We start from the raw sequence: 25,528 nt of genomic DNA on the forward strand, positions 1-25,528 counted from the left end.
ACACACTGAAGCATCATGGCGACAAAAAAAATCGGCGACGTCATTCTGGATGTCAAAAACATTTCCCTGAGTTTTGGTGGCGTCAAGGCGCTGACCGACATCTCCTTCGATGTGCGCGAGCATGAAGTGCGCGCCATCATTGGCCCCAACGGTGCGGGCAAGAGCTCCATGCTCAACTGCATCAACGGGGTGTATACGCCGCAGCAGGGCTCCATCACCTTTCGCGGCAAGACCTTCAGCCACATGGACAGCCATGCGGTGGCCGTGATGGGCATTGGGCGCACCTTCCAGAACCTGGCGTTGTTCAAGGGCATGAGCGTGATTGACAACATCATGACCGGGCGCAACCTCAAGATCAAAAGCAATCTGTTGTGGCAGGCCCTGCGCATTGGCCCGGCGCAAAGGGAAGAGGAAATGCACCGCGAGGCGGTGGAGCGCATCATCGATTTCCTGGAGATTCAGGCCTACCGCAAAACCCCTGTGGGCCAACTGCCGTATGGTCTGCAAAAGCGCGTGGACCTGGGGCGCGCCCTGGCCATGGAGCCGCAGGTGCTGCTGCTGGACGAACCCATGGCCGGCATGAACGTGGAAGAGAAGCAGGACATGTGCCGCTTCGTGCTGGATGTGAACGAGGAATTCGGCACCACCGTGGTCTTGATCGAGCACGACATGGGGGTGGTGATGGACATTTCCGACCGCGTGGTGGTGCTGGACTACGGCAAGAAGATTGGTGATGGCACACCCGATGAAGTACGCAACAACGAAGAAGTGATCAGCGCCTATCTGGGCACCAGTCACTGAGGAAACAAAATGGCATTCTTTCTTGAAACATTGTTGGGCGGCCTGATGGCCGGCATGTTGTATTCGCTGGTGGCGCTGGGCTTTGTGCTGATCTATAAGGCCTCGGGAGTCTTCAACTTTGCCCAGGGCGCCATGGTGCTGTTTGCCGCGCTGGCGATGGCACGCTTTGCCGAATGGATTCCGGCATTGACCGGCATTTCCAATCCGATTGCCGCCAATGTGATCGCTTTCCTGGCCGCTGGCGTGGTCATGTTTGTCGTCGCCTGGGTGATCGAGCGACTGGTGTTGCGCCACCTGGTCAACCAGGAGGCCACCACCTTGCTGATGGCAACGCTGGGCATCAGCTACTTTCTGGATGGCATGGGGCAAACCATTTTCGGCAGTGCCATTTACAAGATCGATGTCGGCATGCCCAAGGAACCCATCTTCGCGCTGGAGAGCGTATTCCCGGGCGGTATCCTGATCAACAAGGAAGATCTCTATGCGGCCCTGATCGCTGCCGTACTGGTGACGCTGCTCAGCGTTTTTTTCCAGAAAACCAGCACCGGTCGCGCCTTGCGTGCCGTCGCCGACGATCACCAGGCGGCACAAAGCATCGGTATTCCGCTGAACCGCATCTGGGTCATCGTCTGGTGCGTTGCCGGTGTGGTGGCGCTGGTCGCCGGCATGATCTGGGGCAGCAAGCTCGGCGTGCAGTTTTCGCTTACCACCGTGGCCCTGCGTGCCCTGCCCGTGGTGATTCTGGGTGGACTCACTTCGGTGCCCGGCGCCATCATCGGCGGACTGATCATTGGCGTGGGTGAAAAACTCTCGGAAGTGTTTCTGGGGCCTTATGTGGGCGGCGGCATCGAGATCTGGTTTGCCTATGTGCTGGCACTTGTGTTCCTGATGTTTCGTCCGCAGGGCCTGTTCGGTGAAAAGATCATCGACCGCGTCTGAACCCTGCACCCTATTCATAGAGAAACCACATGTTTTACAGAGAAAACGGCCAATTCAAAACAAGCTACCGGGCGGATCAGCAGATCTTCACGATTGCCCAGGACCGCTGGGCCATGCTGGCCATGCTGGTGGTGGCCATCGTGGGCGTGCCCTTGCTGGCCGATGAATACCTGCTGCGTGCCATCTTCATCCCGTTTCTGATCCTGTCGCTGGCCGCATTGGGGGTCAACATCCTGGTGGGCTACTGCGGCCAGATTTCGCTGGGCTCGGGTGCCTTCATGGCGGTAGGCGCCTATGCCGCCTACAACACCTTTGTGCGCATCGACGGCATGCCGGTCATCGTGGCCTTGTTGTCCGGCGGTTTTTTCGCCACGCTGGTGGGCATGTTCTTCGGTATTCCCAGCCTGCGTGTAAAGGGCTTGTACCTGGCGGTGGCCACACTGGCCGCGCAGTTCTTTTGTGACTGGGCCTTTCTGCGCATCAGCTGGTTCACCAACAACAGCTCGTCCGGCTCGGTGGCGGTATCGAGCTTCAATGTCTTCGGTGTGCCGATTGATTCACCGGTGAACAAATACCTGTTCTGCCTGGCATTCCTGCTGGTGTTTGGTTTGCTGGCCAAGAACCTGGTGCGTGGCGCCATTGGCCGGGAGTGGATGGCCATTCGCGACATGGACGTGGCGGCCGCCGTCATTGGCATCCGGCCCATGTACGCCAAGCTCAGTGCCTTCGCGGTCAGTTCGTTCATCGTGGGTGTGTCAGGCGGGCTCTGGGGCTTTGTGCACCTGGGGTCCTGGGAAACTGCGGCGTTCTCGGTGGACCGTTCCTTCCAGCTGTTGTTCATGGTGATCATTGGCGGTCTGGGCTCGATCATGGGCAGCTTTTTTGGTGCCGCCTTCATCGTCGTGCTGCCCATCATCCTGAACCAGTTCCTGCCGGCCCTGGGTACCCTGATCGGGGTTGAAATTTCCACGGCGGCGATCTCACACACCGAGGCCATGATCTTCGGTGCCCTGATTGTCTGGTTCCTGATCGTCGAGCCGCACGGCCTGGCCAAGCTCTGGAGCATTGGCAAGCAGAAGATGCGGCTGTGGCCATTCCCCCACTGAGTTCATTGTTTTTTTGTCAACCACTGGCATGCGAGTGCCACAACTTTAGGAGACTTTCATGAAAATCCGCAACATCGTCGTGGCCAGTGTGCTGGCCGCTGCCGGGGCCGGGGCATTCGCGCAGGCCAAGGAGCAGTTCTTCCCGGTACTGTCCGGTCGTACCGGTCCTGTGGCACCCAACGCCACACCTTGGGCCAATGGCCACAACGACTACATGAAGCTGGTGAACGCCCGCGGCGGCATCAACGGCGTCAAGACGCTGGTGGAAGAGTGCGAAACTGCCTACGCAACAGACCGTGGCGTGGAGTGCTACGAGCGACTCAAGGGCAAGCACGGTGGCGCCACCGTGTTCCAGCCTTTGTCGACCGGCATTACCTTCGCCCTCACGGAAAAGATTCCCAATGACAAGATTCCCATGATCACCTCCGGCTATGGCCGCAGCGACTCCGCAGACGGTGGCATCTTCAAATGGAATTTCCCGCTGATTGGCCACTACTGGGTGGCTGGCGATACCTTGCTGCAGCACATCGGTAACAAGGCCGGTGGGATGGACAAGCTCAAAGGCAAGAAGATTGGCGTTGGCTACCACGACAGCGCATTTGGCAAAGAGCTGCTGCCCATTCTCCAGGAGCGTGCTGCCCAGTACGGCTTCAACCTGCTGTTGTTGCCCATTGCTGCCCCCGGGGTTGAGCAAAAAGCGACCTGGCTCCAGGTGCGCCAGCAACAGCCCGATTACATGATTCTGCAAACCTGGGGTGTGATGACGGCTGCCGCCATCAAGGAAGCTCAGGCCGTGGGCTATCCACGTGAAAAGATGTTCGGGACCTGGTGGTCGGGCGCTGAGCCGGATCTGAAGGACGTTGGCCAGGGCGCCAAAGGCTACAGCGCCGTGATGATGCAGCACGGTGCTGAGCCGCAGGCTGTCGTGGTCAAGGAGATCCTGGAAAAGGTCCATGCCAAAGGTCAGGGCACTGGACCCAAGGAAGAAGTGGGTACCGTGCTCTACATGCGTGGGGTGCTTGGTGCCTTGCTGGCCACTGAAGGCGTCCGTTCTGCTCAAGAGCGTTTTGGCAAGGGCAAGGTCATGACCGGTGAGCAGGCTCGCTGGGGCTATGAGAACCTGAACCTGACGCAAGCCAAGCTCGACGCGCTGGGCTTCAAGGGTGTCATGCGGCCGGTTTCCACCACCTGTGTCGATCACATGGGCTCGGCCTGGGCCCGTGTGCACACCTGGGACGGCAGCAAGTTTGTCTGGGCCTCTGACTGGCTGCAGGCTGATGAGCAGGTCATTCGTCCTCTGGTCAAGAACTCGGCTGAAAAGTACGCCGCAGAGAAGAAGCTGACGCGCCGTAGCAGCGCCGACTGCCAATCCTGATCGTACCCACGTCCGCCACCTGAGCACTTGCCCGGGTGGCGCGGAGGTTCTGTTGAGCCTCCAGCCGAAAGCGCAGCATGGCCGCGCTTTCGGCTGCTAACCAAACTTTCATCATGAGCACACCAAACATCGTTCTCAACGTCAATGGCATCGAGGTCATTTACAACCACGTCATTCTGGTGTTGAAGGGGGTTTCCCTTCAAGTGCCGGAGGGAAAAATCGTGGCCATTCTGGGCGGCAACGGTGCGGGTAAAACCACCACCCTGCGCGCTGTCTCCAATCTGCTCAAGGGCGAACGCGGTGAGGTGACCAAGGGGTCGATTGAGCTGCGCGGCGAGCGCATCGAAAATCTCTCGCCAGCCGATCTGGTGCAGCGCGGCGTGGTGCAGGTCATGGAGGGGCGCCACTGTTTTGCGCATTTGACGATTGAAGAAAATCTGCTGACTGGCGGCTACACACGCAAGGACAAGGCCGAGATCGCGCGCAACCTGGAGAAGGTGTACACGTATTTCCCGCGTCTCAAAACCCGCCGTACATCGCAGGCGGCCTACACCTCGGGTGGCGAGCAGCAGATGTGCGCTATTGGTCGCGCCCTGATGACCAACCCCAGCATGGTGCTGCTCGACGAGCCCTCCATGGGGCTGGCGCCGCAGATCGTGGAAGAGGTGTTCGAGATTGTCAAAGACCTGAATCAAAAAGAAAAAGTAACCTTCCTGCTGGCTGAGCAAAACACCAACATGGCTTTGCGCTACGCCGACTATGGTTACATCATGGAGTCCGGCCGCGTGGTGATGGATGGTGTGGCCAGTGATCTGGCGAACAACGAAGACGTCAAGGAGTTCTACCTTGGCGTGGGCGGTGGCGAACGCAAGAGCTTCAAGGATGTCAAGAGCTACAAGCGGCGCAAGCGCTGGCTGGCGTGAGGAATTTACACATGAACAACTACTTTGATGCGCTCGAAGCGCGCGATGCCAGCGTCCGCGAAGCGGCCCTGATGGCTGCACTGCCGGGCCAGGTGGCCCATGCCCGGAAATCCTCTGCGGCCTTGGGGCAGATATTGAAAGATGTCGATGCGGCGCAGGTCAACAGCCGAGCCGCCCTGGCACGCCTGCCGGTCACCCGCAAGCATGAATTGCTGGATCTCCAGAAGGCCAGTCGCAACGCTGGCGGCGATGTGTTTGGCGGTTTCAGCACCCTGGGTTTTGGCAGCCTGATGCCGCGGGTATTTTCCAGCCCGGGTCCTATTTACGAGCCGGAAGGTGCAGCCAGAGATTATTGGCGCATGGCCCGTGCGATGTTTGCCGCGGGCTTTCGCCCGGGGGAGCTGATTCACAACTGTTTCAGCTACCACTTTGTCCCCGCCGGCTCGATGATGGAGTCCGGTGCCCACGCGCTGGGTTGCACCGTGTTTGCAGGGGGGACGGGCCAGACCGAGCAGCAGGTTCAAGCGGTGGCCGAGTTGCAGCCGGCAGGCTATATCGGCACGCCGAGTTTTCTCAAGATCATTGTCGACAAGGCTGCGGACATGGGGGTGGCCCTGCCAAGCCTGAAGAAGGCCATGTTCGGTGGTGAAGCGTTTCCGCCATCGCTGCGCGACTGGTTTGCCGAACGCGGCATTACCGGGTACCAGTGCTATGCCACCGCGGACCTGGGCTCGATTGCCTACGAAACACAGGCCCGCGAAGGCCTGGTGATCGATGAGGGTGTGATTGTCGAGATCGTGCGCCCCGGCACGGGTGACCCCGTGGCTGAAGGCGAGGTGGGGGAGGTCGTGGTCACGTCCCTGAACCCCGTCTATCCTTTGATCCGTTTTGGCACCGGTGACTTGTCGGCGGTGCTGGCGGGTGCGTGTCCGACCGGGCGCACCAACACCCGCATCAAGGGCTGGATGGGACGGGCGGATCAGACCACCAAAATCCGGGGCATGTTCGTGCACCCGGGGCAGGTGGCTGATATCGTCAAGCGCTTCCCTGAAATCGCGCGGGCGCGCCTGGTGGTAACCGGTGAGATGGCCAATGACGCCATGACGCTCAAGGTCGAGACCGCGTGCGGCGGCCCGGATGCACTGGCCGCCAAGATTGGCGAGGCCATTCGCGATGTGACCAAACTGCGAGGGAGTGTTGAATTTTTCCTGCCCGGCAGTCTGCCCAATGACGGCAAGGTCATTGAAGACGCGCGCAGCTACAAATAGGAACTGAAGACATCCATTGACGAGCGTCAATGGATGTCTTGAATCCGCAGAATGTAAGTGGTATCCACAAGGCACAACAGGGCGCAATGCCCTACGCTTGGGTCATTACATTTATCGTTGGAGTCTTGTCATGAAACGTATTCTGGTTCTGGCAGCCGCAGTGACGGCGCTGTTTGCAAATGCCCAGGGCTTTCCTGGTACGAAGCCCATCTCTTTCGTCGTGCCGTTTGCTGCGGGTGGTCCGACTGACCGCGTGGCGCGGGATCTGGCCGAAGCCATGCGCAAGACTTTGCCGGGCGGCAATTTCGTTGTGGAAAACGTCAATGGGGCCGGTGGCACGATCGGCGCGACCAAGGTTGCCAAGGCCACGCCGGATGGGCATACGCTCCTGCTCTGGCACATTGGCATGGCCTCGACTGCTGGCTTGTACCGCAAGCTGCAGTACAAGCCGCTGGAAGATTTCGAGTACCTGGGCATGGTCAATGATGTGCCGATGACGCTGATCGGCAAGCCCCAACTGCCAGCCAATACCTACCGCGACTTTGAGAACTACATCCGGGCCAACAGCGGCAAGCTCAATATTGCGCATGCGGGGCTGGGCTCAGCGTCGCATCTGTGCGGCCTGATGTGGCAGTCGGCGGTCAATGCCAAAGAGGCCATGACCACCATCCCGTTTGGCGGCACGGCGCCGGCCATGACCGCGCTGATTGGCGGGCAGGTGGACTTGATGTGTGACCAAACCACCAACACCACAGCCCAGATCGAAGCAGGAAGGGTCAAGGGGTTTGCTGTCACCACGGCGGGCCGGCTCAACAACCACAAGCTGCTCAAGGATTACCCCTCTTTGCAGGAGATGGGCCTGAAGGGTTTCAACCTCACGATCTGGCATGGCCTGTATGCGCCCAAGGGTACACCGGCACCGGTTCTCAAGCAGCTGAACGACGCCTTGAAGCTGGCTTTGAAAGACCCCGAGTTCCTCAAGAAGCAGGAAGGGCTGGGCGCCATCGTTGTGACCGACAAACGTATGGAGCCCGAGGGGCACAAGGCCTTTGTGACAGCCGAGATTGCGAAGCTCAAGCCCGTGATTGAAGCTGCAGGCAAGTTTGCCGACTGATTTTTGCGCACTTTTTTGCAAGCCGCCTGATTCGCCTCTGGCGGCTTTTTTCCTGGTGATTGGGGTATCGTGCGTCATTGTCAATAATTAAAGGAGACTTTCATGGCATCAGGTTTCACACAATCCCGCAGAACGGTTGTCGCCCGTTGCGTTGCATCCGTTTTTGTTTTATTGGCGCCCACCGTTTTTGCCCAGAGTGCATGGCCAAGCAAACCCGTGAAAATCGTGGTGCCGTTTGCGCCCGGCGGAACCACGGACATCCTGGCCCGCGCCGTAGCGCCCGAGCTGTCCAGGGCTTTCGGTCAACCCTTCATTGTTGACAACCGCGCGGGCGGTGGCGGAAATGTGGGGGCCGACATCGTGGCCAAGTCGCCGGGTGACGGCTACACCCTGTTGATGGGAACGGTCGGTACCCACGGCATCAACAAGTCGCTCTACAGCAAGCTGCCGTACGACCCGCAAAAAGACTTTGCACCGATTACCCTGGTGGCGGGCGTACCCAACGTGATGGTGATGAATGCCGAACGCGCCAAGTCCCTGGGCATCAACAATGTGCTGGATTTCATCAAGTACGCCAAGGCGCACCCCGGACAACTCAATATGGCGTCCAGCGGCAACGGAACCTCCATCCATTTGGCCGGCGAGTTGTTCAAGTCCATGACCGGCACTTTCATGACGCACATTCCCTATGGCGGTTCCGGCCCGGCCATGATGGGCATGGTATCTGGCAGTGTCGATGTGATGTTTGACAACTTGCCCTCGGCCATGCCCCAGATCAAGGGCGGCAAGCTCAAGGCTTTCGCCGTGACCAGCGCGCAGCGTTCAACGGCCATGCCTGATTTGCCCACCATTGAGGAAGCCGGCAAGCTCAAGGGTTTCGAGGCGAGCAGTTGGTTTGGCTTGCTGGCCCCTGCGGGCACCCCGGCCGATATTGTCTTGAGGATTCAACAGGAAACCGCCAAGGCCTTGAACTCGCCCGCGATCAAGGAAAAGCTGCTGGCGCAGGGGGCGATTCCCAGCGGCAATACGCCTCAGGAATTTACCCGGCTGATTGATTCAGAAATCAAAAAATGGGCGCCCGTGGTGAAGGCGTCCGGCGCCAAGGTGGACTAAACGCCCCAGACGATCTCTTTGCCGGCCTTCTCGCAGCGGCGCAGCATGTCGATGAAGGGCTTGGCTCGTTGACGCAGCGCGATGGCCTCAGCGTAGGGTTCTGGCTCGTTGCGGGCCAAGGCCTGTGCGGCGGCTGCCTTGCGGTCGGCCTCCTCTTTGACGATGGCGGCTTCCAGTGCGGCGATGGCGGCGGGTATCTGCTCGGGCAGGATGATGCCCTTGTCGCCCGAACCAATCTGTGTGTCTTTGCCGATGATCTCCAGCACCTGTCGGCCATTCGGTTGCAGCATGATGACATCGCCGGTCACTTTGGATTTGAATTTGTAGAGCATGCTCAGCTAGTCCTGTGTAGGTTTGTTGACCAGTGTGCTCAAGGGCAGTTGCTCGATCTCTGCCAGCAACCTGGCCAATGCCCGCCCTGCGACATCCACCAGCGTTTGCCCCTTGGCTGCGGTGGCCGCAGCGGCATTGCCTGCTGCACCGGCTGCGTTGTAGTCCTGCATCTGCCAGCCCAGCTTGGCGCTTTTGCCATTGCCCAGAATCGCATACGTGCGTGCCCGCTCCTGGGCGGTCGATGCAAAGTCGTGTGCGTTCTCCATCCGCACATGCGCCGGGTCCAGTGCCAGCATCATGGAGGTTTCGATGTCGCCAGCATGAACACCAAAGCGGTGTTCGTCGGCGCCAAACAGCGCATTTGCATCCTGTCCCTGGTCATCCGACAAAGGCAGGTTGAACCAGCTGGCGCTGTACACCAGCATGTCCAGGCGGGCCCGCAGATCGCGCGCCACGATGTCCATCACACTGACCTGGCCGCCGTGTGAGTTGAAGATCAGCAGTTTCCGGATGCCTGCAGCCGCCACCGATTCGCCAATGTCAGCCCACAGCCGCAGAATGGTTTCTGCTTTCAGCGTCAGTGTGCCGGGAAAGCGTGCGTGCTCGGGGCTCAGGCCCACAGCTTGCGTGGGCAGGAACAGCACATGGGCCTCCGGCGCGATGTGTGCAAGGGACGCGGCCACCACGCCCTCCACCAGCACGGTGTCCACACTCAAGGGGAGATGCGGCCCATGCTGCTCGGTCGCCGCGACCGGAAGCACCGCGACCGTGCGTGCTGCCTCGCCACTGGTCTGTCGCTGCGCGAAGTCTTGAGTGGACAGGTTGGCCCAGAATCTTGATGTGCTTGTCATGGGTCTATCTTAGAGCCTGATCCTGAAGCAGGTGCTGCGCCTGGCGTTGTGTCAACCCTTTGCCGGCCGTGCCCTGCGGTGCCTCGCGTTTGGGAAGCAGCCCTTGGAGTGCCTGCGGGTTGGCCCGCGCGCCGCTGGCCACATAGTCGCCCAGCAGGGCTTGCCGCACCAGCTCGGTGGGCAGGCCGCGCTGGGCGCTCAGATAGTCAAACAGCGCATCCACCAGCGCCTCGGGCGAAAGGCCATTGGTTTTGCCCGTGGTCTGCCACAGCCAGTCGGCAAAGCCAAGGAAGGCCGCAAAAGGCGAGGGCGCTGCGGCGCCAGCCTGCGTGTGTCCATCCAGCAGAATATCCAGTGTCTGTTTGAATCGGCCCGAGTTGGCGATCATGTCCCAGTAGCGTGAAAAGCGGGTGAAGCGCTGCATCGTGGCCGCGTCCACGGCCGCGGTCTGCAGCACGGTGTAGGGCGGAGTTGGCTGGTACACCATGGCGTATTCATCCGTATGTCGGGTAATCGGTGTGCCGCGCAGGCGCTTCAAAATCCCCAGCTGAATTTCGTGCGGCCGCAGGGCGTGCAGACGGTCAAAGCCGATGGCAAAGCTCTGCAGGCTCTCTCCGGGCAGGCCAAAGATCAGATCGGTATGCAGATGGGCGTTGGACTCATTGACCAGCCAGCGCAAGTTCGCCTCGGTTTTGGCGTTGTCCTGCCTGCGCGAGATACGTTGCTGGACTTCGACGTTGAAACTCTGGATGCCCACCTCAAACTGCAGCACCCCCGGCGGGAACCGCGCAATCATGGCCTTGAGGCGATCCGGCAACTGGTCCGGAATCACCTCGAAATGCACAAACAAATCGTCAGACATCCGGTCCAGGAAAAACTGCAGAATGCGCACCGAGGCCTCAATCTTCAAATTGAAAGTGCGGTCGACAAACTTGAAGTTGCGTGCGCCCCGCTGGTACAGCAGGTCCATCTCGGCCAGAAACGTCTCCAGCTCAAACGCCCACGCGGTCTTGTCGAGCGAACTCAGGCAAAACTCGCATTTGAACGGGCAGCCACGCGACGCTTCCACGTAGAGCAGGCGGTGCGCCAGATCGGCGTCGGTGTATTCGCCGTAGGGCAGTGCAATTTCATCCATGGGCGGCTGCAGGCCCGCGATGATCTTCATGAGCGGCTGCGGTCCGTGCAGCAGGGCGCGGCACAGCTGGGGAAAGCTCACATCGCCCCAGCCGGTGATGACATGGTCGGCCAGGCCGACGATCTCCTGCTGGTCGACCTCATGGCTGACCTCCGGCCCGCCCAGAACCACTTTGACGCCTGGGCACCGGGTTTTCAACAGGCGCAGCACTTCAGTGGTCTGCAGCACGTTCCAGATGTACACGCCAAAACCGACGACCTGCACCGCGCCTGCCTGGGGTTCACCCAGAGCTGCCAGCAACTCGTCGGCGATCTCTTGCGGTTGACGCGCAATCGTGAACTCATACAAGGCCGTGGTGGCCCGCAGATCTCCCATGTTGGCCAGCAGGTAACGCAATCCCAGCGAGGCGTGAATGTACTTGGCATTCAGCGTGCACAGGATGACGGAAGGTGCAGCAGGCTGGACAGGGGATTCGGGGTGAGGCATGCCGGTATTATCAAACCTCCGGCAAGCTGGCCGTGGACGGGCTGGACATCCGGTTTCCACCGGGGATGTCACTCGCTGCCAAGTCATTTGCTATGTTTTTAGTAGCGCATCGCGAATATCCGACGGGGATGGAGGCTAATTTGACTTGAATTCTGGAGGGTTTGTGGTTTTCACCTTCATGAGTGCCAAGTCTTTCGCCGTACTGATGGCGCGGCGCATGGGCACCTCACCCGCGTACATCACACGGCTGTTTCGCGGTAACGGCAATCTGTCGGTGCAGACCATCGCCAGCTGGCGGGGGTCGTGGGTGCCACGCTGGAACCAGGGCTGACGGAATAGGTTGGCAAAAATGTACGCAAAATACTTGGCAAAAAACCGCAAAATAACAATTAAATCAAACGTTTACAAACTTTTATAAGTTGGCAAAATATGGGCATGTACACGGAACCCCATCAGTTTGAGCCCCTGCAGCCCTCGGACGCGCACATCGAGCCGATGCTGACCAAAGCGCATGACCTCTCACGGCTGGCCACCACACTGGCGGGCACCCGCGTGCCGCCTGAATTGCGCAGCCTGCTGCGCAGCATGAATTCGTACTACACCAACCGCATTGAGGGGCAGCACACCCGGCCCCGCGAGATTGACCAGGCCTTGCGCCAGGACTTCTCCAAAGACGCCACTCTGGCCACCAAGCAGCGCCTGGCCGTGGCCCATATCGAGGCTGAGACCGTGCTGGAGCAGCGTTACAGTGGGATGGATGGCGCACGTGCCCTGTACACGGTTGAGGCTGTGCAGGATTTGCACCGAGAGCTGTTTGGCCGGCTACCCCAGGCAGATCGGGTCACTTCAGAAAACGAACCCATCGTGCCGGGGCAGTTGCGCACGCGTGAGGTCAAGGTCGGCCAGCATGTGGCGCCGGCCCATGCCAGCGTGCCGCAGTTCCTGGCGCGCTGGGCCTCCTTCTATGGCAATGTGCGACGGGGCGAGGCCGCGCTGGTGGCCATGGCCGCAGCGCATCAGCGCTTGGGGTGGGTTCACCCCTTCATTGATGGCAACGGGCGGGTCATGCGGCTGCACACCCATACCCAGCTTAGCGCCCTGGGTTACACCGGGGGGCTGTGGTCGCCGCTGCGCGGCTATGCGCGCAGCACAGAGAGGTATTACGCGCTGCTGGCCGATGCCGACAGCCTGCGCCGGGGTGATCTGGACGGGCGTGGCAACCTGAGTGAACAGGCGTTGATCGCCTGGATCGACTATGTGCTAGACACTTGCCTGGATCAGGTGAGCTTCATGGCCGGCATGCTGGACTTTGAGACCATGAAGGCGCGCATTGAGGCCTGCCTGGTGTATGAGGCCACGGTGCTGAAGTCGGGTGTGCGTCAGGAAGCGCTGCGCGGGTTGCACTACCTTTTTCTGAGCGGCGAAGAAATGACCCGTGGCGACTTCAAGGCCATGCTGGGCATGAGCGAGCGTGGCGCCACCGATGCGCTGGGGGCGCTCATCAAGCGTGGACTGCTCAAGACGGACACGCCGCAGGGCAAGGTACGCTTCGGCCTGCCGCAGCACGCCTTGCGCTTTTTATTCCCACGGCTTTGGCCGGAGGCCGAGGCAGACGCCGCCACCCTCTAACATTGCGCCACCATGCCCAACTTCATTTCCGAAGACCAGATCGAGCAGGCGCTGATGCACCGCTTGCAGGATGAATCGCCCAGGGTTCTGGTGCAAGACCATGCAGCGCAGGGGCGAAAATGGGCGGTATGACGCAAGACATCTTTCGCGCGGACGCTTTGGGGGCTGCATGAGCCGCGGGCAAGTCAGAAACGCCACCGGCGATTCCTTTTTTGTCTGGGAGGGGGATGTGCTGATCGTCAATATTCTGGGCAAGCCCAGCGCGGCCAAGGACGCCATTGGCAAACCCAAAGGGACTCAGCTCAAGGTCAGTGTGACCGCCGCCCCGGTGGCCGGCAAGGCGACCGACCACATGGTGCGCTTTCTGGCTCCCCTGTTTGGCGTAGCCGTTGCCGATATCGAGGTGGTGTTTGGCCGTGAGAATGTGAACAAACAGCTGCGCATCAAGTCGCCCCGCAAGCTGCCGGCGGTGTTTGCGCAGGCCTCCCTTCTGACCGATGATGACGAATGACCCGCGCCGCGCGAACCGGAACTTTGCCCCCCCGCCTTACTCCGATAGGGATATGACATTTTCAAAAATCGCACGCCACGGCTTGTTTGCTACATTTTTAATAGCTTTTGGGGCAATATCCACGCTGGCCACAGCTCAAATTTCTTCGAAATCAGTGGTCAGCACGCCGCAAGTGCGCGCCGAACTGATGGCCCATGCGCCGGAAGGCGCCGACCCGGGCAAAACCGTTTGGGTTGGCCTTCAACTGGCCCATCAGCCCGAATGGCATACCTACTGGAAGAATTCCGGGGACTCCGGCCTTCCCACCTCGCTGCAGTGGACGCTGCCGCCAGGCGTGATGGCGGGCGACATTGCCTGGCCTGTGCCGAAGAAGATACCGATTGGCAATCTGGCCAACTACGGTTACGAGGGCACGGTGCTGCTGCCGGTGCCGCTGACCGTGACGCCGGATTTCAAACCCTCGGTGCTGAACAACGACATCGAAATCAAACTCAGGGCGGCCTGGCTGGTGTGCCGCAAGGAATGCATCCCGGAGGAGGGCGAGTTCACGCTGCGTGTGCCGGTGCGTGGCTCTACGGCGCTCAATGGTGCGGCCTTTGACGCTGCCCTCAAAGCACAGCCCATCGCCTTGACTGGCGCCAGCCGCGTGGAGATCCATGGCAATGCGCTTCAGGTTTCCGTTGTCGGGCTGCCGCCGGCGCTGCAGGGCAAAACCCTGGACTTGTTTCCCGAGACCCCCGAGGTGATAGAAACTGCCGCCCAGTGGACACAAGGCTGGCAGGGGGCGGTGTGGACAGCCCGTCTGCCCCTGTCGCCGCAACGCAGCCAAAGCCCGGCCCTGATGCCTCTGGTGCTGGCTGCAGATGTTGGCGGTCAGCGCCAGGGCTATCTGGCCCAGGCCCAGGTCGTTGGCACCTGGCCTGGGGTGGCTGCCGCTGAAGGTGTGTCGCCAGCCTTGGCGGCCGCACTCAAGGCGAACGCCAGCGCCGCTACAGCGCCCGCCCGCCCGGCGGCTGCGCTGGCTTTGTGGGCGGCCGTGCTGGGGGCGCTGCTGGGCGGGCTGATTCTGAACCTTATGCCTTGCGTGTTCCCGATCCTGGCGATCAAGGTGATGAGCTTCACGCGCCATGCTGATGACCGGCGTGGCCACCGCACCAGCGGTCTGGCCTACACGGCGGGCGTGGTGCTGTCCTTTGTGGCGCTGGGGGCGCTGATGCTGGGGCTGCGCAGTGCGGGTGAGCAACTGGGCTGGGGCTTTCAGTTGCAGTCGCCTGCGGTGGTGGCTGCATTGGCCGTGCTGTTCACGGTGATGGGCCTGAATCTGGCTGGCTTGTTTGAGTTTGGCCAGTTCCTGCCGAGCCGTGTGCTGCTCCTGGAATCGAAGAACCCGGCTGCCAACGCGTTTCTCTCGGGCGTGCTGGCGGTGGCGGTGGCTTCACCTTGCACTGCGCCCTTCATGGGGGCGTCGCTTGGCTTGGCGCTGGGTCTGCCGGCCCTGCAGGCGCTGTTGATTTTTGCGGCGATTGGCTTGGGCATGGCCCTGCCTTACCTGGCGGCCAGCCTGATCCCGGCGGTGGCCCGGCTGTTGCCGCGTCCCGGCGCGTGGATGGACACTTTCCGCCGCGCCATGGCTTTCCCGATGTTTGCCACGGTGGTCTGGCTGGTGTGGGTGCTGGGCCAGCAAAGCGGTATTGATGGCGCGAGTGCGCTGCTGGCCTTGCTGGTGGCCTTGAGCCTAGTGATCTGGTCGCTCACCCTTGCGGGGGCCGCACGGGGCGTGATTGCTACTGTTTCAATAGCTATTGGCGCAATGTTGCTGCTGGCTATTGGCCAAAATGTTGTTAAGCCTTTAGATGTGCCTGCAACCACCGCCGCCCGTGCGGACCGTTGGCAAAGCTGGGCGCCGGGTCGGATCGATCAGCTGCTGGCCACCGGCAGCCCGGTGTTTGTGGACTTCACGGCCGCCTGGTGCGTGACCTGCCAGTACAACAAAAAGACGACGCTGGCCAACCCCGAGGTGCTGGCCGCCGTAGATGCCCGCAAAGTCGTCTTGCTGCGAGCAGACTGGACGCGGCGGGATCCGGCCATCACCGCCGCCCTGAGTGAGTTGGGGCGCAACGGCGTGCCGGTGTATGTGCTCTATAAAAATGGTCGCGCTCCCGTGGTACTGTCAGAAATACTGAGCGTGGACGAGGTTCGCGCGGCACTGGAGTCTCTGTAGCCATGTTCGAATCTGAAAGCGAAAACATCCGCCATATCCTGCGTACCTGCCGCACCGTGGCTGTGGTGGGCCTGAGCCCCAAGCCGCACCGGGCTAGTTTTGAAGTCTCGCAGTACATGCAGGCCCATGGTTGGCGCATCATTCCCGTCAACCCGGTTGTAGCGGCCAGCGGCAAGCCCATTTTGGGTGAGCGCGTGTATGCCACGCTCACGGAGGCGGCCAGGCACGAAAAAATTGACCTGGTGAATGTGTTCCGCAATGCGCAGGACGTTCCCCCGGTGGCGGCCGAGGCCATTGCCATTGGTGCGCCGGCCTTGTGGTTGCAGTTGGGTATTGAGCATGAGGCTGCGGTCGCCGCAGCCCGGGCCGCCGGCTTGTGCGTGGTGCAGAATAAGTGCCTGAAGGTAGAGTACGCCGTCAGTGCGTGATTGTTCAAGAGGGGTCTTTCATGACTGTTGCCGCCCGCGTCAAACCCGAGGAATTCTTTTCCCCCGAGGAATGGCGCGTGCTGTCCGGCCGATCGTCCTGGAAAGGCCTGGCCCTGGTTGCGCATTGCTGGCTCACGATTGCGGCCGCCATGGCCGTGGGTGTGATGTGGCCAGCCACGATCGTGCTGGCGATCATGTTCATAGGCACACGGCAACTGGGCCTGTTCATCCTGATGCACGATGCGGCCCATGGTGCCTTGCACCCGAACCGCAAGGTCAACGACTGGGTGGGCAAATGGCTTTGCGGCTTTGATCTGCAGGCCTACCGCAGTTACCACCTGCAGCACCACCGTTTTGTGCAACAAACCGAAGACCCGGATCTGGTCTTGTCCGCGCCGTTCCCGGTCACGGCGGATTCACTTCGGCGCAAGATCGTTCGCGACCTGACCGGGCAGACCTTTTTCAAGCAGCGTTTTGGCCATTTGATGCAGCAGCTCAAGTCCCGCCCTACGCAAGCTTCTGTGTGGCACATCCTCGCTGCGGAGTTCAAACGGCAAGACTTATTCCTGGTGTCCAACGCCATGGGCTTTGCGCTGTTTTGCGCGGCCGGCCTGTGGTGGGCTTGGCTGGTGATGTGGCTGCTGCCCATGGCGACCTGGCTACCGCTGGTCAGTCGCCTGCGCAACATCGCCGAGCATGCCCTGGTGGCCCAAAACGAACCCAATCCCCTGCGCCACGCCCGCACCACCCAGGCCAACCTGCTGGAGCGCATGCTGCTGGCCCCCTACTGGGTCAACTACCACTGCGAACACCATATGTTCACCCAGCTGGCTTGCTGGAACCTGCCTGCGGCACACCGTCTGCTGGCCCAGCGCGGGGTGACTTCGGGCATGGAGTTGCAGCCTGGCTATGTCACGGTACTCAGGCTCGCCGCAGCGGCTTGACGGCATTGCCGATGCCGTCGATACTGCAAACGCTACACTTCATTTTTTTGTAACCCCTGCCAGCGTCCGCCTCCGGGCAGCCTGATACCACCGGTTTGATTCGACCTTCATGATTCCTGATATTGTCCAATTGCTTCAGGTGTACATGGTTCCGTTCGCCATCGGCGTTCCCATTGTCTTGTTGCTGTTCTTTTTTGGTTCGCGCTGGACCGCCGAGCCCGCCTTGCCGGTGGTGCCCAACCGCGTGCCGGCTGCACCTGTCAAGAATTCTGTGCTGGTGGTAGACGACTCCGCCGTGGTGCGCGCCAAGCTGAAAAAACTGTTTGAAGGCCAGGGCTACCGGGTTGAAACCGCGAACGACGGGTCCCAGGCGCTGGATGCCCTTTCCAAGTCACACATCTCTGTGATCGTGACCGACCTGGAGATGCCTGTCATGAACGGCTTTGAGCTGATCACGGCCGTGCAGAGCAATATGGAGACTGATGACATCCCGATCATCGCTGTCACCGGTGATGAGGAGCTGCATGGCCGCGTCAACGATTGCAAGGGCCTGTTTGGCATTTTCAAGAAGCCCTGGAACGACCGCGACCTGCTCAAGCGGGTCGAGACGCTGTCGACCCTGCGCAAGCAGCCCAGCACGGTCTAGCAAGTTCGCTGCTTTGTTGCTGCGACAATTGGGGCATGAACGCACAAGCCCCTTCCAGCGCATTCGCGCCACTCCAGAACGACACCTTCATTCGCGCCTGCCTGCGCCAGTCCACCGACCACACGCCAGTGTGGCTGATGCGCCAGGCGGGTCGCTATCTGCCCGAATACCGTGCCACCCGCGCCAAGGCTGGCAGCTTTATGGGCCTGGCGACCAACACCGACTACGCCACTGAAGTCACGCTGCAGCCGCTGGAGCGCTACCCGCTGGACGCCGCCATTCTGTTCAGCGACATCCTCACCGTGCCCGATGCAATGGGCCTGGGCCTTTCCTTTGCGTTGGGCGAAGGCCCCAAATTTGCCCATCCGGTGCGCGACGAAGCCGCCGTGGCCAAACTGGCCGTGCCCGACATGGGCAAGCTGCGCTATGTGTTTGACGCTGTCACCTCCATCCGCAAGGCCCTGAATGGCCGCGTGCCGCTCATCGGTTTTTCCGGCAGCCCTTGGACCTTGTCGTGCTACATGGTCGAAGGAGCGGGCTCCGATGACTACCGGCTGGTCAAGACCATGATGTACAGCCGCCCGGACCTGATGCACAAGATGCTGCAGATCAACGCCGATGCCGTAGCGCTCTACCTCAACACCCAGATTGAAGCCGGCGCCCAGGCCGTGATGATTTTTGACAGCTGGGGCGGCGTGCTGGCCGATGGTGCGTTTCAGGAATTCAGCCTGGCCTACACGGCCCGGGTGCTGGCGCAGGTCAAAAAGGAGCACAACGGGGTGCGCATTCCCCGCATCGTCTTTACCAAGGGCGGCGGACTCTGGCTGAAAGACATGGGCCAGCTCGACTGCGAGGTGCTGGGGCTGGACTGGACCGTCAACCTGGCCAAGGCCCGCGCCCTCGTGGGTGAGAGCAAGGCGCTGCAGGGCAATATCGACCCGAACGTGCTGTTTGCCAATCCGCCCCAAATCGAGGCGGAAGTGGTCAAAGTGCTCAACAGTTTTGGCACGCCGTTCATCGGCGAGGGCACCGGCCCCACCCATATTTTCAATCTCGGCCATGGCATAAGTCAGCACACACCCCCAGACAATGTGGCGGTTTTAGTGAAGGCGGTGCACGAGCACTCGCGTCGACTGCGGGCCTGATATTCCGGGCAAAAAGGCCTTAGCATTTTTTTGCCCGGTTTTGTCAGTGAGCTACCACTTATTCACAAAATTTTTGCTGCGGTGCGCAAGAGAGGCCCTTTGGAGGGCCTCTGTGCTATAAAACCAATAGCGATCGTAAGTCCTTGATTTATATAAAGTTAAATTTTTGCTTTTTTTGTGGGCAGTCCAGTAAAAGCCTTGATTTTCAAGGGCTGGACGGCACTGAAGGCAGGATATCAACAAAGTTATCCACAGAAACTCTGGATGTCGTTCAAATCTCTTACAAATCAAAGACTTAAGCGCTATTTCGCAAGTTCACATCAACTAAAAGCCTCAACTCGCTCCTTTGCATGACGCACCTGCTTTCGGTTCTGGTTCACACCCCTGCGCACAGTCAGGTGGACGGGCCGCTTACCTACCGAAGTGAGCTCGCACTCAGTCCCGGCGTGCTGGTGCGCGTGCCGCTGGGCAAGCGCGAGATCCTGGGTGTAGTGTGGGATGCCCCGGAGTGCGTCGCCAGTGTGCTGGATCCGGGCAAATTGCGCCCCATTGCAGGCGCGCTGGACGGCATTGCGCCCTTGAGCCTGGCTTGGCGGCAATTGCTTACCTTTGCCGCCAGCTATTACCAGCGCTCGGCGGGCGAGGTGGCGCTGGCGGCCTTGCCGCCCCAGCTGCGCGACCTGAATACCCAGCAACTGGCGCGCCGGCTCAAGCGCCATGCCAAACCTGCCGAGCCGGATTCGGATGAAAATCGATCTGCTATTGATTCGCTAGCGTTAACACCAGAGCAAACGAGGGCCATCAACCAATTTGATGCTGAAACAGGGCCGTTTTTACTGTTTGGCTCGACCGGCAGCGGCAAGACCGAGGTCTATTTGCACTGTGTGCAGCAGCTGCTGGCACAAGACCCCAGCGCCCAAGCCATGGTGATGGTGCCCGAGATCAATCTCACCCCCCAGCTTGAGGATCGCTTCATGGCCCGCTTCAAGCCGCTCTATGGCGACAGCGCGGTGGTCTCCCTGCACAGCGGCATGACCCCCGCGCAGCGCCTCAAGAGCTGGCTGGCAGCCCATAGCGGCCGCGCCCGGATTGTCTTGGGAACCCGCATGGCCGTCTTTGCATCCCTGCCGAGCCTGAAGCTGATCATCGTGGATGAAGAGCACGACCCCAGCTACAAGCAGCAGGAGGGCGCCCGCTACTCGGCGCGCGACCTGGCGGTGTACCGCGGCCGGCTGGAAGGCGCCAAGGTCATGCTCGGCTCGGCCACCCCGTCACTGGAGAGCTGGCACCACAGCCGCCCGGCCTGTGAAGGCGGGCGTTATGTGCGCCTGGAAATGCCCAGCCGCATCGGCAGCGCCAGCCTGCCTTTGGTGCGCCGGGTGGACATGAACCACCAGCCCAAGAAGTGTGTGTTTTCCCCGCCCTTGCTCGACGCCATCACGCAGCGCATCGCACGCGGCGAGCAAAGCATGGTGTTCCTGAACCGGCGCGGCTATGCACCGGTCTTGCATTGCAGTGACTGCGACTGGAAAAGCGAATGCCCGCATTGCAGCGCGTTTCGCGTGTTTCACAAAATTGACCGTACCCTGCGTTGCCACCATTGCGGCTTCACCGAGCGGGTGCCACGCGCCTGCCCCGCTTGTGGCAACCCGGACATCGCCCCGCTGGGGCGCGGTACCGAGAAGCTTGAGGAGCATCTGGCGGAACTGCTGGCGGCGGTGCGCCGTCCCAACTCGGTCAGCCCTGAATGGCCCGAAGGCGAACCGGTGCGCATTGCCCGCATTGATGCCGACACCACCAAACTCAAAGGCGAGCTGGAGTCTCAACTGGCCCGGGTGCACTCGGGCGAGGTCGATGTGCTGGTGGGCACGCAGATGATTGCCAAGGGCCATGATTTTCGGCGCATCACCCTGGTTGCGGCCGTCAATCCGGATTCAGCGCTTTTTTCCAGCGATTTCCGGGCACCTGAGCGTTTGTTCAGTCTGTTGATGCAGGCCGCAGGCCGTGCCGGGCGTGATGCCGATATCAGCGGCCAGAGCGAGATGTGGGTGCAAACCTTTCACCCCAAGCACGCCCTGTTTGAAGCCCTCAAGCGCCACGATTACCCGGCCTTTGCGGCGCAGCAGCTTAAGGAGCGCGAGCAAGCCGCCATGCCGCCGTTCAGCTTCCAGGCCCTGGTGCGGGCCGAGGCGCGCACGCAGGAGGTGGCGCAAGGGTTTCTGACCCGCGCCAGTGCGGCGGTTGACGAGATGCCGCAGGCCCAGAGCATCCGCAACAACATCTCCCTGTATCCTGCCGTGCCCATGAGCATTCAGCGCATCGCCAACGTCGAGCGGGCTCAAATGTTGATCGAGAGTCCGTCGCGTGCCGCGCTGCAGCTTTTCCTGACGCAATGGCAGGCGGTGTTGCACGCCACCCGCCACCAACCTGAGGGCAAGGGTCTGATCCGCTGGGCGGTGGACGTGGACCCGCTGGCGATTTAAGTTGCCAATCCCTGCAACCGGCTCGCCCTGCTGGTCCAACTACCCGGACTGTCACCGATTGACGTCGAATAGTTCAGGTTTAAACTGTTTCTTCATGAATAGCTTTCGCATCAACTGCGCAGCTTGCTGCTGAATCAATAGCCCATCAGGAGATTGCGACTTATGGACAAGAAAGGCCGCCTGCCCGATCCCTCTTCTGCGGAGCACCCCGACGCACTGCGTGTCTGGCTGCGTCTGCGCACCTGCACCCAGCTGATCGAGAATCAGATTCGCGCCGGGCTGCGTGATCGCTTTGGCTCCACCCTGCCGCGTTTCGATTTTCTGGCCCAATTGGCGGGCGCCCCGGATGGGCTGAAGATGAACGAGCTGTCCCGTCGCCTGATGGTGACTGGGGGTAACGTGACAGGTGTCACCGATCAACTGGTTTGCGAGAGTCTGGTTGAGCGTGTAGCGGTGCCGGGCGACCGCCGCGCCTGCCGAATCAAACTCACAGCCAAAGGGCGCGAGCAATTGAGCGAGATGGCGAGCGAGCATGAAGCCTGGGTGGCAGATGCGTTCACCGGCCTGAGTACCAAAGACATTGCCAGTTTGCAGCGATTGCTGAGCCGGCTCAGCGCATCAGCTTGTCCAGCGCCCCGGACTTGAAGACGCTGCCCACGGTCGTCTCCAGCTTGCGCCCGGCAGGGCGTCGCTTGCCCGTGAAGCCGCGCGGCACCAGTTCGGGTTCGCCGCCAAACGCCACCTGACCGGGGTCGACACTCACCTGCGTACCGTCGACCGCCAGCAGCGTGGCCGCCCCCGTGTTCACCTTGAGGTAAGTGCCGGTGGGCGCGTCATTGACGCTTTCGGGGGTGACTGAAATTTCGATATCGGTGCCGCGAATGCCGATGGTGGCAGTGTTGCTGGCAAAGGACACCCGTTGGCGTCGAGTTGCTTTGCCCGAGATGTAGCGCAGCCCGCCCTTGACGATGGCGATGGTTTTTTGGCGCTTGCTCACGGGACCTTTGAGGCGCAGTTCCTTGAGCTGGATCGCTGAGTCAGGCCGCAGGGCCATGCGGGCGCCATCGTCAAAGCGCAGCAGCGCCTCACTGTCGTCGTTGCTGAGCAATTCATCACCCTGTTCCAGTTGTGTGCCCACGGCCAGCGGCATGCGCACGTCGCCGCGCTGCACAGTCACCTCGCCGGTGACGGCCAGAACCCGTGCCGCCTGGGCTGGCAGGGCCAGCGCAAGCGCCAGAGCGGCAAGCGGTAGGGCATCCCGGCACTTGAGCCGGGTCGAGCTGAGGAGTTTGATCATGGTCTTGAATATCTGGAAAAATTGGGGGCACTAAACCTTAAACTCCCGTGAACAGCATATGCCGACCGCCATGGGATCCATTCTTGAATATACAGCGACAAGCCGCTGCGCCTGGGCGCGGGGTGGGGCGTGGGCTGGGGCATTGCTTGTGGCAGGCTTGCTGACGGGTTGTGCCGACATGGGCTACTACCTGCAGTCGGTGGGGGGGCACCTGCAGCTCATGCAGGCGGCCCGGCCTGTGCCGCAGTGGCTGGCCGATGAAGAGGTTTCCCCGGTCCTGAAAGAGCGTCTTGCCCTGGCCCAGCGTATGCGTCAGTTTGCGGTGAGCCGTTTGGGCTTGCCGGACAATGCCAGCTACAAGGGTTACGCGGATTTGCAGCGCCGCTCTGTGGTGTGGAATGTGGTCGCGGCTCCGGAGCTGTCGCTCACCCTGAAGACCTGGTGCTTCGCGGTCACAGGTTGTGTCGGTTACCGCGGCTATTTCAGCGAATCGGAGGCTCGTGCGCAGGCCGCCCATCTCAAAGCGCAGGGGCTGGAGGTCAGTGTGTACGGCGTGCCCGCCTACTCCACGCTGGGCTGGATGAACTGGGCTGGCGGGGACCCCCTGCTCAATACCTTCATCCATTACCCGGAGGGTGAGCTGGCGCGGATGATTTTTCATGAACTGGCGCACCAGATCCTGTACGTGAAGGACGACACCCTGTTCAACGAGTCCTTTGCAACTGCCGTGGAGCGGCTGGGCGGCGAGCGCTGGCTGGCCGAGCAGGGCTCGCAAGCGGCCCGGCGTGACTACGCGGAGTTGGACGCCCGACGCCGCCAGTTCCGCTCCTTGTGCCTTGCCACGCGCCAGCGTCTGGCCCACATTTACAAGCAAAATGAGCTTCAGGCCCTCGACACACCTACGACTTTAGCTATGAAAAATGAAGCGATGCAGGTTTTCCGGGATGACTATGCCAAGTTGCGCGCCAGTTGGAATGGCTACGCCGGGTACGACATCTGGGTGGCTGGCGCCAACAATGCCGCATTGGGTGCCCAGGCGGCCTACGACGAACTGGTGCCGGCTTTTGAGGCCTTGTTCGTGCGCGAGGGCCGTGATTGGCCCCGGTTTTATGATGTGGTCCGACAGCTGGCGAATCAGCCGGCCGTCCAACGGACCGAAGCCTTGCAAAAAATACGAATGGAGCGAACAAGTGGCTGATCTTCACATCCTGCGTCAACACGCACTGGGCCTGGACGAGGCTCGATCCATTGCCTTCAAATGGGCCGAGCATGCCGAAGAGGAGTTCGGCATGACCTGCATTTACGAAGAGGGCAAGACCGAGGATGAAGTTACGTTCAGTCGGTCCGGCGTCCATGGAACGCTGCATGTCACCAAGGAAAAATTCGAACTCAATGCCAAGCTCGGTTTTCTGGTCGGCGCCTTCAAGGGGCGTATTGAGAGTGAGATTGTGAAAAATCTCGATGACCTGCTCAATGCTGAACCCAAGGCCGCTGTGAAGGTGCTTGCCCCCCGAAAGAAATGAGCACAGCGCCTGCGGGGCCTCTGGCGGGGCTCAGGGTCATCGAACTCGGACAACTGATTGCCGGGCCGTTTGCCGCCAAGACGCTGGCTGATTTTGGTGCCGATGTCATCAAGATCGAACCACCCGCGGCCCCAGGCGCGCCACCCGACTCAGGCGGCGACCCGCTGCGCAAGTGGCGACTGCTCAAAAATGGCACCTCCGTGTGGTGGCAGGTTCAGTCGCGCAACAAGCGTTCGGTGGTGCTGGACCTGAAACGACCCGAAGCGCAGGAGATTGTGCGCAAGCTGGCCGCCGAGGCAGACGTCCTGATCGAAAATTTTCGACCTGGGGCCATGGAAGGCTGGGGCCTTGGCCCCGAAGTACTGCGTGCTGCGAACCCGGGGCTGGTCATGCTGCGCATCAGCGGCTACGGGCAGAGCGGTCCCTACCGTGATCGCCCCGGTTTCGGCGTTGTGGCCGAGGCCATGGGCGGCATGCGCCATCTGACCGGCGAGCCCGGGCGGGTTCCGGTTCGAGTTGGGGTGAGCATTGGAGATACCCTGGCGGCTTTGCACGGCGTGATTGGGGTGTTGATGGCCTTGTACCATCGCCATGCCACGGTCAGTGCCTCGGCACCCAAGGGGCGAGGTCAGGTGGTCGATGTGGCCTTGTACGAGGCCGTGTTCAATTGCATGGAAAGCTTGTTGCCTGAATACAGCGCATTTGGTGCGGTGCGTGGCCCGGCAGGCAGTGCCATGCCCGGCATCGCGCCAACCAACGCCTACCGCTGCAAGGATCGTGGGCGTGGCGATGAATACGCCCTGATTGCCGGCAACGGCGACAGCATTTTCAAGCGACTGATGCAGTGCATTGGCCGGGCGGATCTGGCCCGCGATCCTTCCTTGGCGGACAACGCCGGGCGGGTTCGGCGCGTGCAGGAACTGGATGAGGCCATCGGGGTTTGGGCGCAATCCCGTCCGGTGGACGAGGTGCTGTCAGCGCTGGAGCAGGCGGGAGTCCCTGCCGGAAAGATCTACACCGTGGCAGATGTGGCTGCCGACCCCCACTATGCGGCCCGGGGCATGCTGGCCCAGGTCCGCATGGACGACGGCAGCAGCTTGACGGTCCCGGGCGTGGTACCCAAACTGTCCGATACCCCAGGCGGTCACCGACGGAACGCGCCGAACCTGGGGCAGGACACCGATGCGGTGCTGCGTGAGGTCGGGCTGACGCCCAGCCAGATCCTCGCCTTGCGTGAGCGTGGCGTGCTGGCGTAAA

Annotated in this window: 25 protein-coding genes; 21 read left to right on the forward strand and 4 right to left on the reverse strand. The window is 61.1% G+C overall.

The genetic code is table 11. From position 1 onward, the window contains the following. The first annotated feature begins 15 nt into the window (after nucleotides 1-15). The 8 genes from IV109_RS01380 to IV109_RS01415 all read left to right on the forward strand — a co-directional run bounded on the left by IV109_RS01380 (nucleotide 16) and on the right by IV109_RS01415 (nucleotide 8,639). Nucleotides 16-801, forward strand: a complete 786-nt coding sequence (locus IV109_RS01380) for an ABC transporter ATP-binding protein (RefSeq protein ID WP_296691170.1) — start codon at nucleotides 16-18, stop codon at nucleotides 799-801. Between the two features lie 9 nt (nucleotides 802-810). Continuing rightward, nucleotides 811-1,740 carry a branched-chain amino acid ABC transporter permease gene (locus IV109_RS01385; RefSeq protein ID WP_296691171.1) on the forward strand — a complete coding sequence of 310 codons (930 nt, stop codon included), beginning with the start codon at nucleotides 811-813 and terminating at the stop codon, nucleotides 1,738-1,740. 29 nt (nucleotides 1,741-1,769) lie between these two features. Continuing rightward, nucleotides 1,770-2,846: a branched-chain amino acid ABC transporter permease gene (locus IV109_RS01390; protein WP_296691172.1), complete on the forward strand. Its 1,077-nt coding sequence runs from the start codon at nucleotides 1,770-1,772 to the stop codon at nucleotides 2,844-2,846. 58 nt (nucleotides 2,847-2,904) lie between these two features. Next, on the forward strand, nucleotides 2,905-4,221 hold the full coding sequence (locus IV109_RS01395) for an ABC transporter substrate-binding protein (protein ID WP_296691175.1): 1,317 nt from the start codon (nucleotides 2,905-2,907) through the stop codon (nucleotides 4,219-4,221). A gap of 113 nt (nucleotides 4,222-4,334) precedes the next feature. Then, complete coding sequence (locus IV109_RS01400) at nucleotides 4,335-5,144, forward strand: ABC transporter ATP-binding protein (protein WP_296691178.1); 810 nt, start codon at nucleotides 4,335-4,337, stop codon at nucleotides 5,142-5,144. An 11-nt stretch (nucleotides 5,145-5,155) separates the two neighbouring features. Then, nucleotides 5,156-6,412, forward strand: a complete 1,257-nt coding sequence (locus IV109_RS01405; protein WP_296691181.1) for an AMP-binding protein — start codon at nucleotides 5,156-5,158, stop codon at nucleotides 6,410-6,412. Between the two features lie 130 nt (nucleotides 6,413-6,542). After that, nucleotides 6,543-7,526 (forward strand): tripartite tricarboxylate transporter substrate-binding protein, encoded by a 984-nt coding sequence (locus IV109_RS01410; protein ID WP_296691184.1) that lies wholly within the window; start codon nucleotides 6,543-6,545, stop codon nucleotides 7,524-7,526. A 102-nt stretch (nucleotides 7,527-7,628) separates the two neighbouring features. Beyond that, nucleotides 7,629-8,639, forward strand: a complete 1,011-nt coding sequence (locus tag IV109_RS01415; protein WP_296691187.1) for a tripartite tricarboxylate transporter substrate binding protein — start codon at nucleotides 7,629-7,631, stop codon at nucleotides 8,637-8,639. On the opposite strand, the gene IV109_RS01420 is transcribed toward IV109_RS01415, so the two are convergent. From IV109_RS01420 to IV109_RS01430, 3 genes are read right to left on the reverse strand one after another with little or no spacing between them, the layout of a single operon-like run. Further along, nucleotides 8,636-8,971: a DUF1840 domain-containing protein gene (locus tag IV109_RS01420; RefSeq protein ID WP_296691190.1), complete on the reverse strand. Its 336-nt coding sequence runs from the start codon at nucleotides 8,969-8,971 to the stop codon at nucleotides 8,636-8,638. The genes IV109_RS01415 and IV109_RS01420 overlap by 4 nt on opposite strands. A 6-nt stretch (nucleotides 8,972-8,977) precedes the next feature. Continuing rightward, complete coding sequence (locus tag IV109_RS01425; protein WP_296691192.1) at nucleotides 8,978-9,823, reverse strand: creatininase family protein; 846 nt, start codon at nucleotides 9,821-9,823, stop codon at nucleotides 8,978-8,980. A gap of 4 nt (nucleotides 9,824-9,827) precedes the next feature. Then, a complete protein-coding gene (locus tag IV109_RS01430; protein ID WP_296691194.1) occupies nucleotides 9,828-11,444 on the reverse strand; it encodes a DUF4080 domain-containing protein in 1,617 nt (538 codons plus the stop codon). 145 nt (nucleotides 11,445-11,589) lie between these two features. Here IV109_RS01430 and IV109_RS01435 point away from each other — a divergent pair, with 145 nt between their 5' ends. The 10 genes from IV109_RS01435 to IV109_RS01480 all read left to right on the forward strand — a co-directional run bounded on the left by IV109_RS01435 (nucleotide 11,590) and on the right by IV109_RS01480 (nucleotide 22,096). Further along, the gene (locus tag IV109_RS01435) at nucleotides 11,590-11,775 is read left to right on the forward strand and encodes a hypothetical protein (RefSeq protein ID WP_296691197.1); all 186 of its coding nucleotides are present in this window, start codon (nucleotides 11,590-11,592) and stop codon (nucleotides 11,773-11,775) included. Nucleotides 11,776-11,879: 104 nt separating this feature from the next. Further along, nucleotides 11,880-13,073: a Fic family protein gene (locus IV109_RS01440; RefSeq protein ID WP_296691200.1), complete on the forward strand. Its 1,194-nt coding sequence runs from the start codon at nucleotides 11,880-11,882 to the stop codon at nucleotides 13,071-13,073. Nucleotides 13,074-13,242: 169 nt separating this feature from the next. Further along, the gene (locus IV109_RS01445; RefSeq protein ID WP_296691202.1) at nucleotides 13,243-13,584 is read left to right on the forward strand and encodes a DUF167 family protein; all 342 of its coding nucleotides are present in this window, start codon (nucleotides 13,243-13,245) and stop codon (nucleotides 13,582-13,584) included. 52 nt (nucleotides 13,585-13,636) lie between these two features. Beyond that, the gene (locus IV109_RS01450; RefSeq protein WP_296691204.1) at nucleotides 13,637-15,805 is read left to right on the forward strand and encodes a thioredoxin family protein; all 2,169 of its coding nucleotides are present in this window, start codon (nucleotides 13,637-13,639) and stop codon (nucleotides 15,803-15,805) included. Between the two features lie 2 nt (nucleotides 15,806-15,807). Next, a complete protein-coding gene (locus IV109_RS01455; RefSeq protein ID WP_296691206.1) occupies nucleotides 15,808-16,233 on the forward strand; it encodes a CoA-binding protein in 426 nt (141 codons plus the stop codon). 20 nt (nucleotides 16,234-16,253) lie between these two features. Beyond that, nucleotides 16,254-17,177, forward strand: coding sequence for a fatty acid desaturase family protein (locus IV109_RS01460; RefSeq protein WP_296691208.1), 924 nt, complete (start codon nucleotides 16,254-16,256; stop codon nucleotides 17,175-17,177). Nucleotides 17,178-17,286: 109 nt separating this feature from the next. Beyond that, the gene (locus IV109_RS01465; RefSeq protein ID WP_296691209.1) at nucleotides 17,287-17,823 is read left to right on the forward strand and encodes a response regulator; all 537 of its coding nucleotides are present in this window, start codon (nucleotides 17,287-17,289) and stop codon (nucleotides 17,821-17,823) included. A 35-nt stretch (nucleotides 17,824-17,858) separates the two neighbouring features. Then, the gene (hemE, locus tag IV109_RS01470) at nucleotides 17,859-18,968 is read left to right on the forward strand and encodes a uroporphyrinogen decarboxylase (protein ID WP_296691211.1); all 1,110 of its coding nucleotides are present in this window, start codon (nucleotides 17,859-17,861) and stop codon (nucleotides 18,966-18,968) included. A 350-nt stretch (nucleotides 18,969-19,318) separates the two neighbouring features. Further along, entirely contained in the window at nucleotides 19,319-21,451 is a 2,133-nt protein-coding gene (priA, locus tag IV109_RS01475) for a primosomal protein N' (protein ID WP_296691212.1), read from the forward strand. A gap of 162 nt (nucleotides 21,452-21,613) precedes the next feature. Further along, nucleotides 21,614-22,096 carry a MarR family winged helix-turn-helix transcriptional regulator gene (locus IV109_RS01480; RefSeq protein WP_296691215.1) on the forward strand — a complete coding sequence of 161 codons (483 nt, stop codon included), beginning with the start codon at nucleotides 21,614-21,616 and terminating at the stop codon, nucleotides 22,094-22,096. On the opposite strand, the gene IV109_RS01485 is transcribed toward IV109_RS01480, so the two are convergent. Beyond that, nucleotides 22,062-22,748, reverse strand: a complete 687-nt coding sequence (locus IV109_RS01485; RefSeq protein ID WP_296691217.1) for a FecR domain-containing protein — start codon at nucleotides 22,746-22,748, stop codon at nucleotides 22,062-22,064. The genes IV109_RS01480 and IV109_RS01485 overlap by 35 nt on opposite strands. Nucleotides 22,749-22,926: 178 nt before the next feature. Between IV109_RS01485 and IV109_RS01490 the strand changes: the two genes are divergently transcribed. Genes IV109_RS01490 through IV109_RS01500 form a run of 3 tightly spaced genes read left to right on the forward strand, consistent with a single transcriptional unit; the run spans nucleotide 22,927 to nucleotide 25,527 of the window. Next, nucleotides 22,927-23,946 carry an aminopeptidase gene (locus IV109_RS01490; protein ID WP_296692476.1) on the forward strand — a complete coding sequence of 340 codons (1,020 nt, stop codon included), beginning with the start codon at nucleotides 22,927-22,929 and terminating at the stop codon, nucleotides 23,944-23,946. Then, entirely contained in the window at nucleotides 23,939-24,271 is a 333-nt protein-coding gene (locus IV109_RS01495) for a polyhydroxyalkanoic acid system family protein (RefSeq protein ID WP_296691220.1), read from the forward strand. The genes IV109_RS01490 and IV109_RS01495 overlap by 8 nt, the downstream gene beginning before the upstream one ends. After that, nucleotides 24,268-25,527, forward strand: a complete 1,260-nt coding sequence (locus IV109_RS01500) for a CaiB/BaiF CoA-transferase family protein (protein ID WP_296691222.1) — start codon at nucleotides 24,268-24,270, stop codon at nucleotides 25,525-25,527. The genes IV109_RS01495 and IV109_RS01500 overlap by 4 nt, the downstream gene beginning before the upstream one ends. The last annotated feature ends 1 nt before the right edge of the window (nucleotide 25,528 follow it).

The organism is Rhodoferax sp. (genome assembly GCF_018780565.1).
Lineage (GTDB): Bacteria > Pseudomonadota > Gammaproteobacteria > Burkholderiales > Burkholderiaceae_C > Rhodoferax.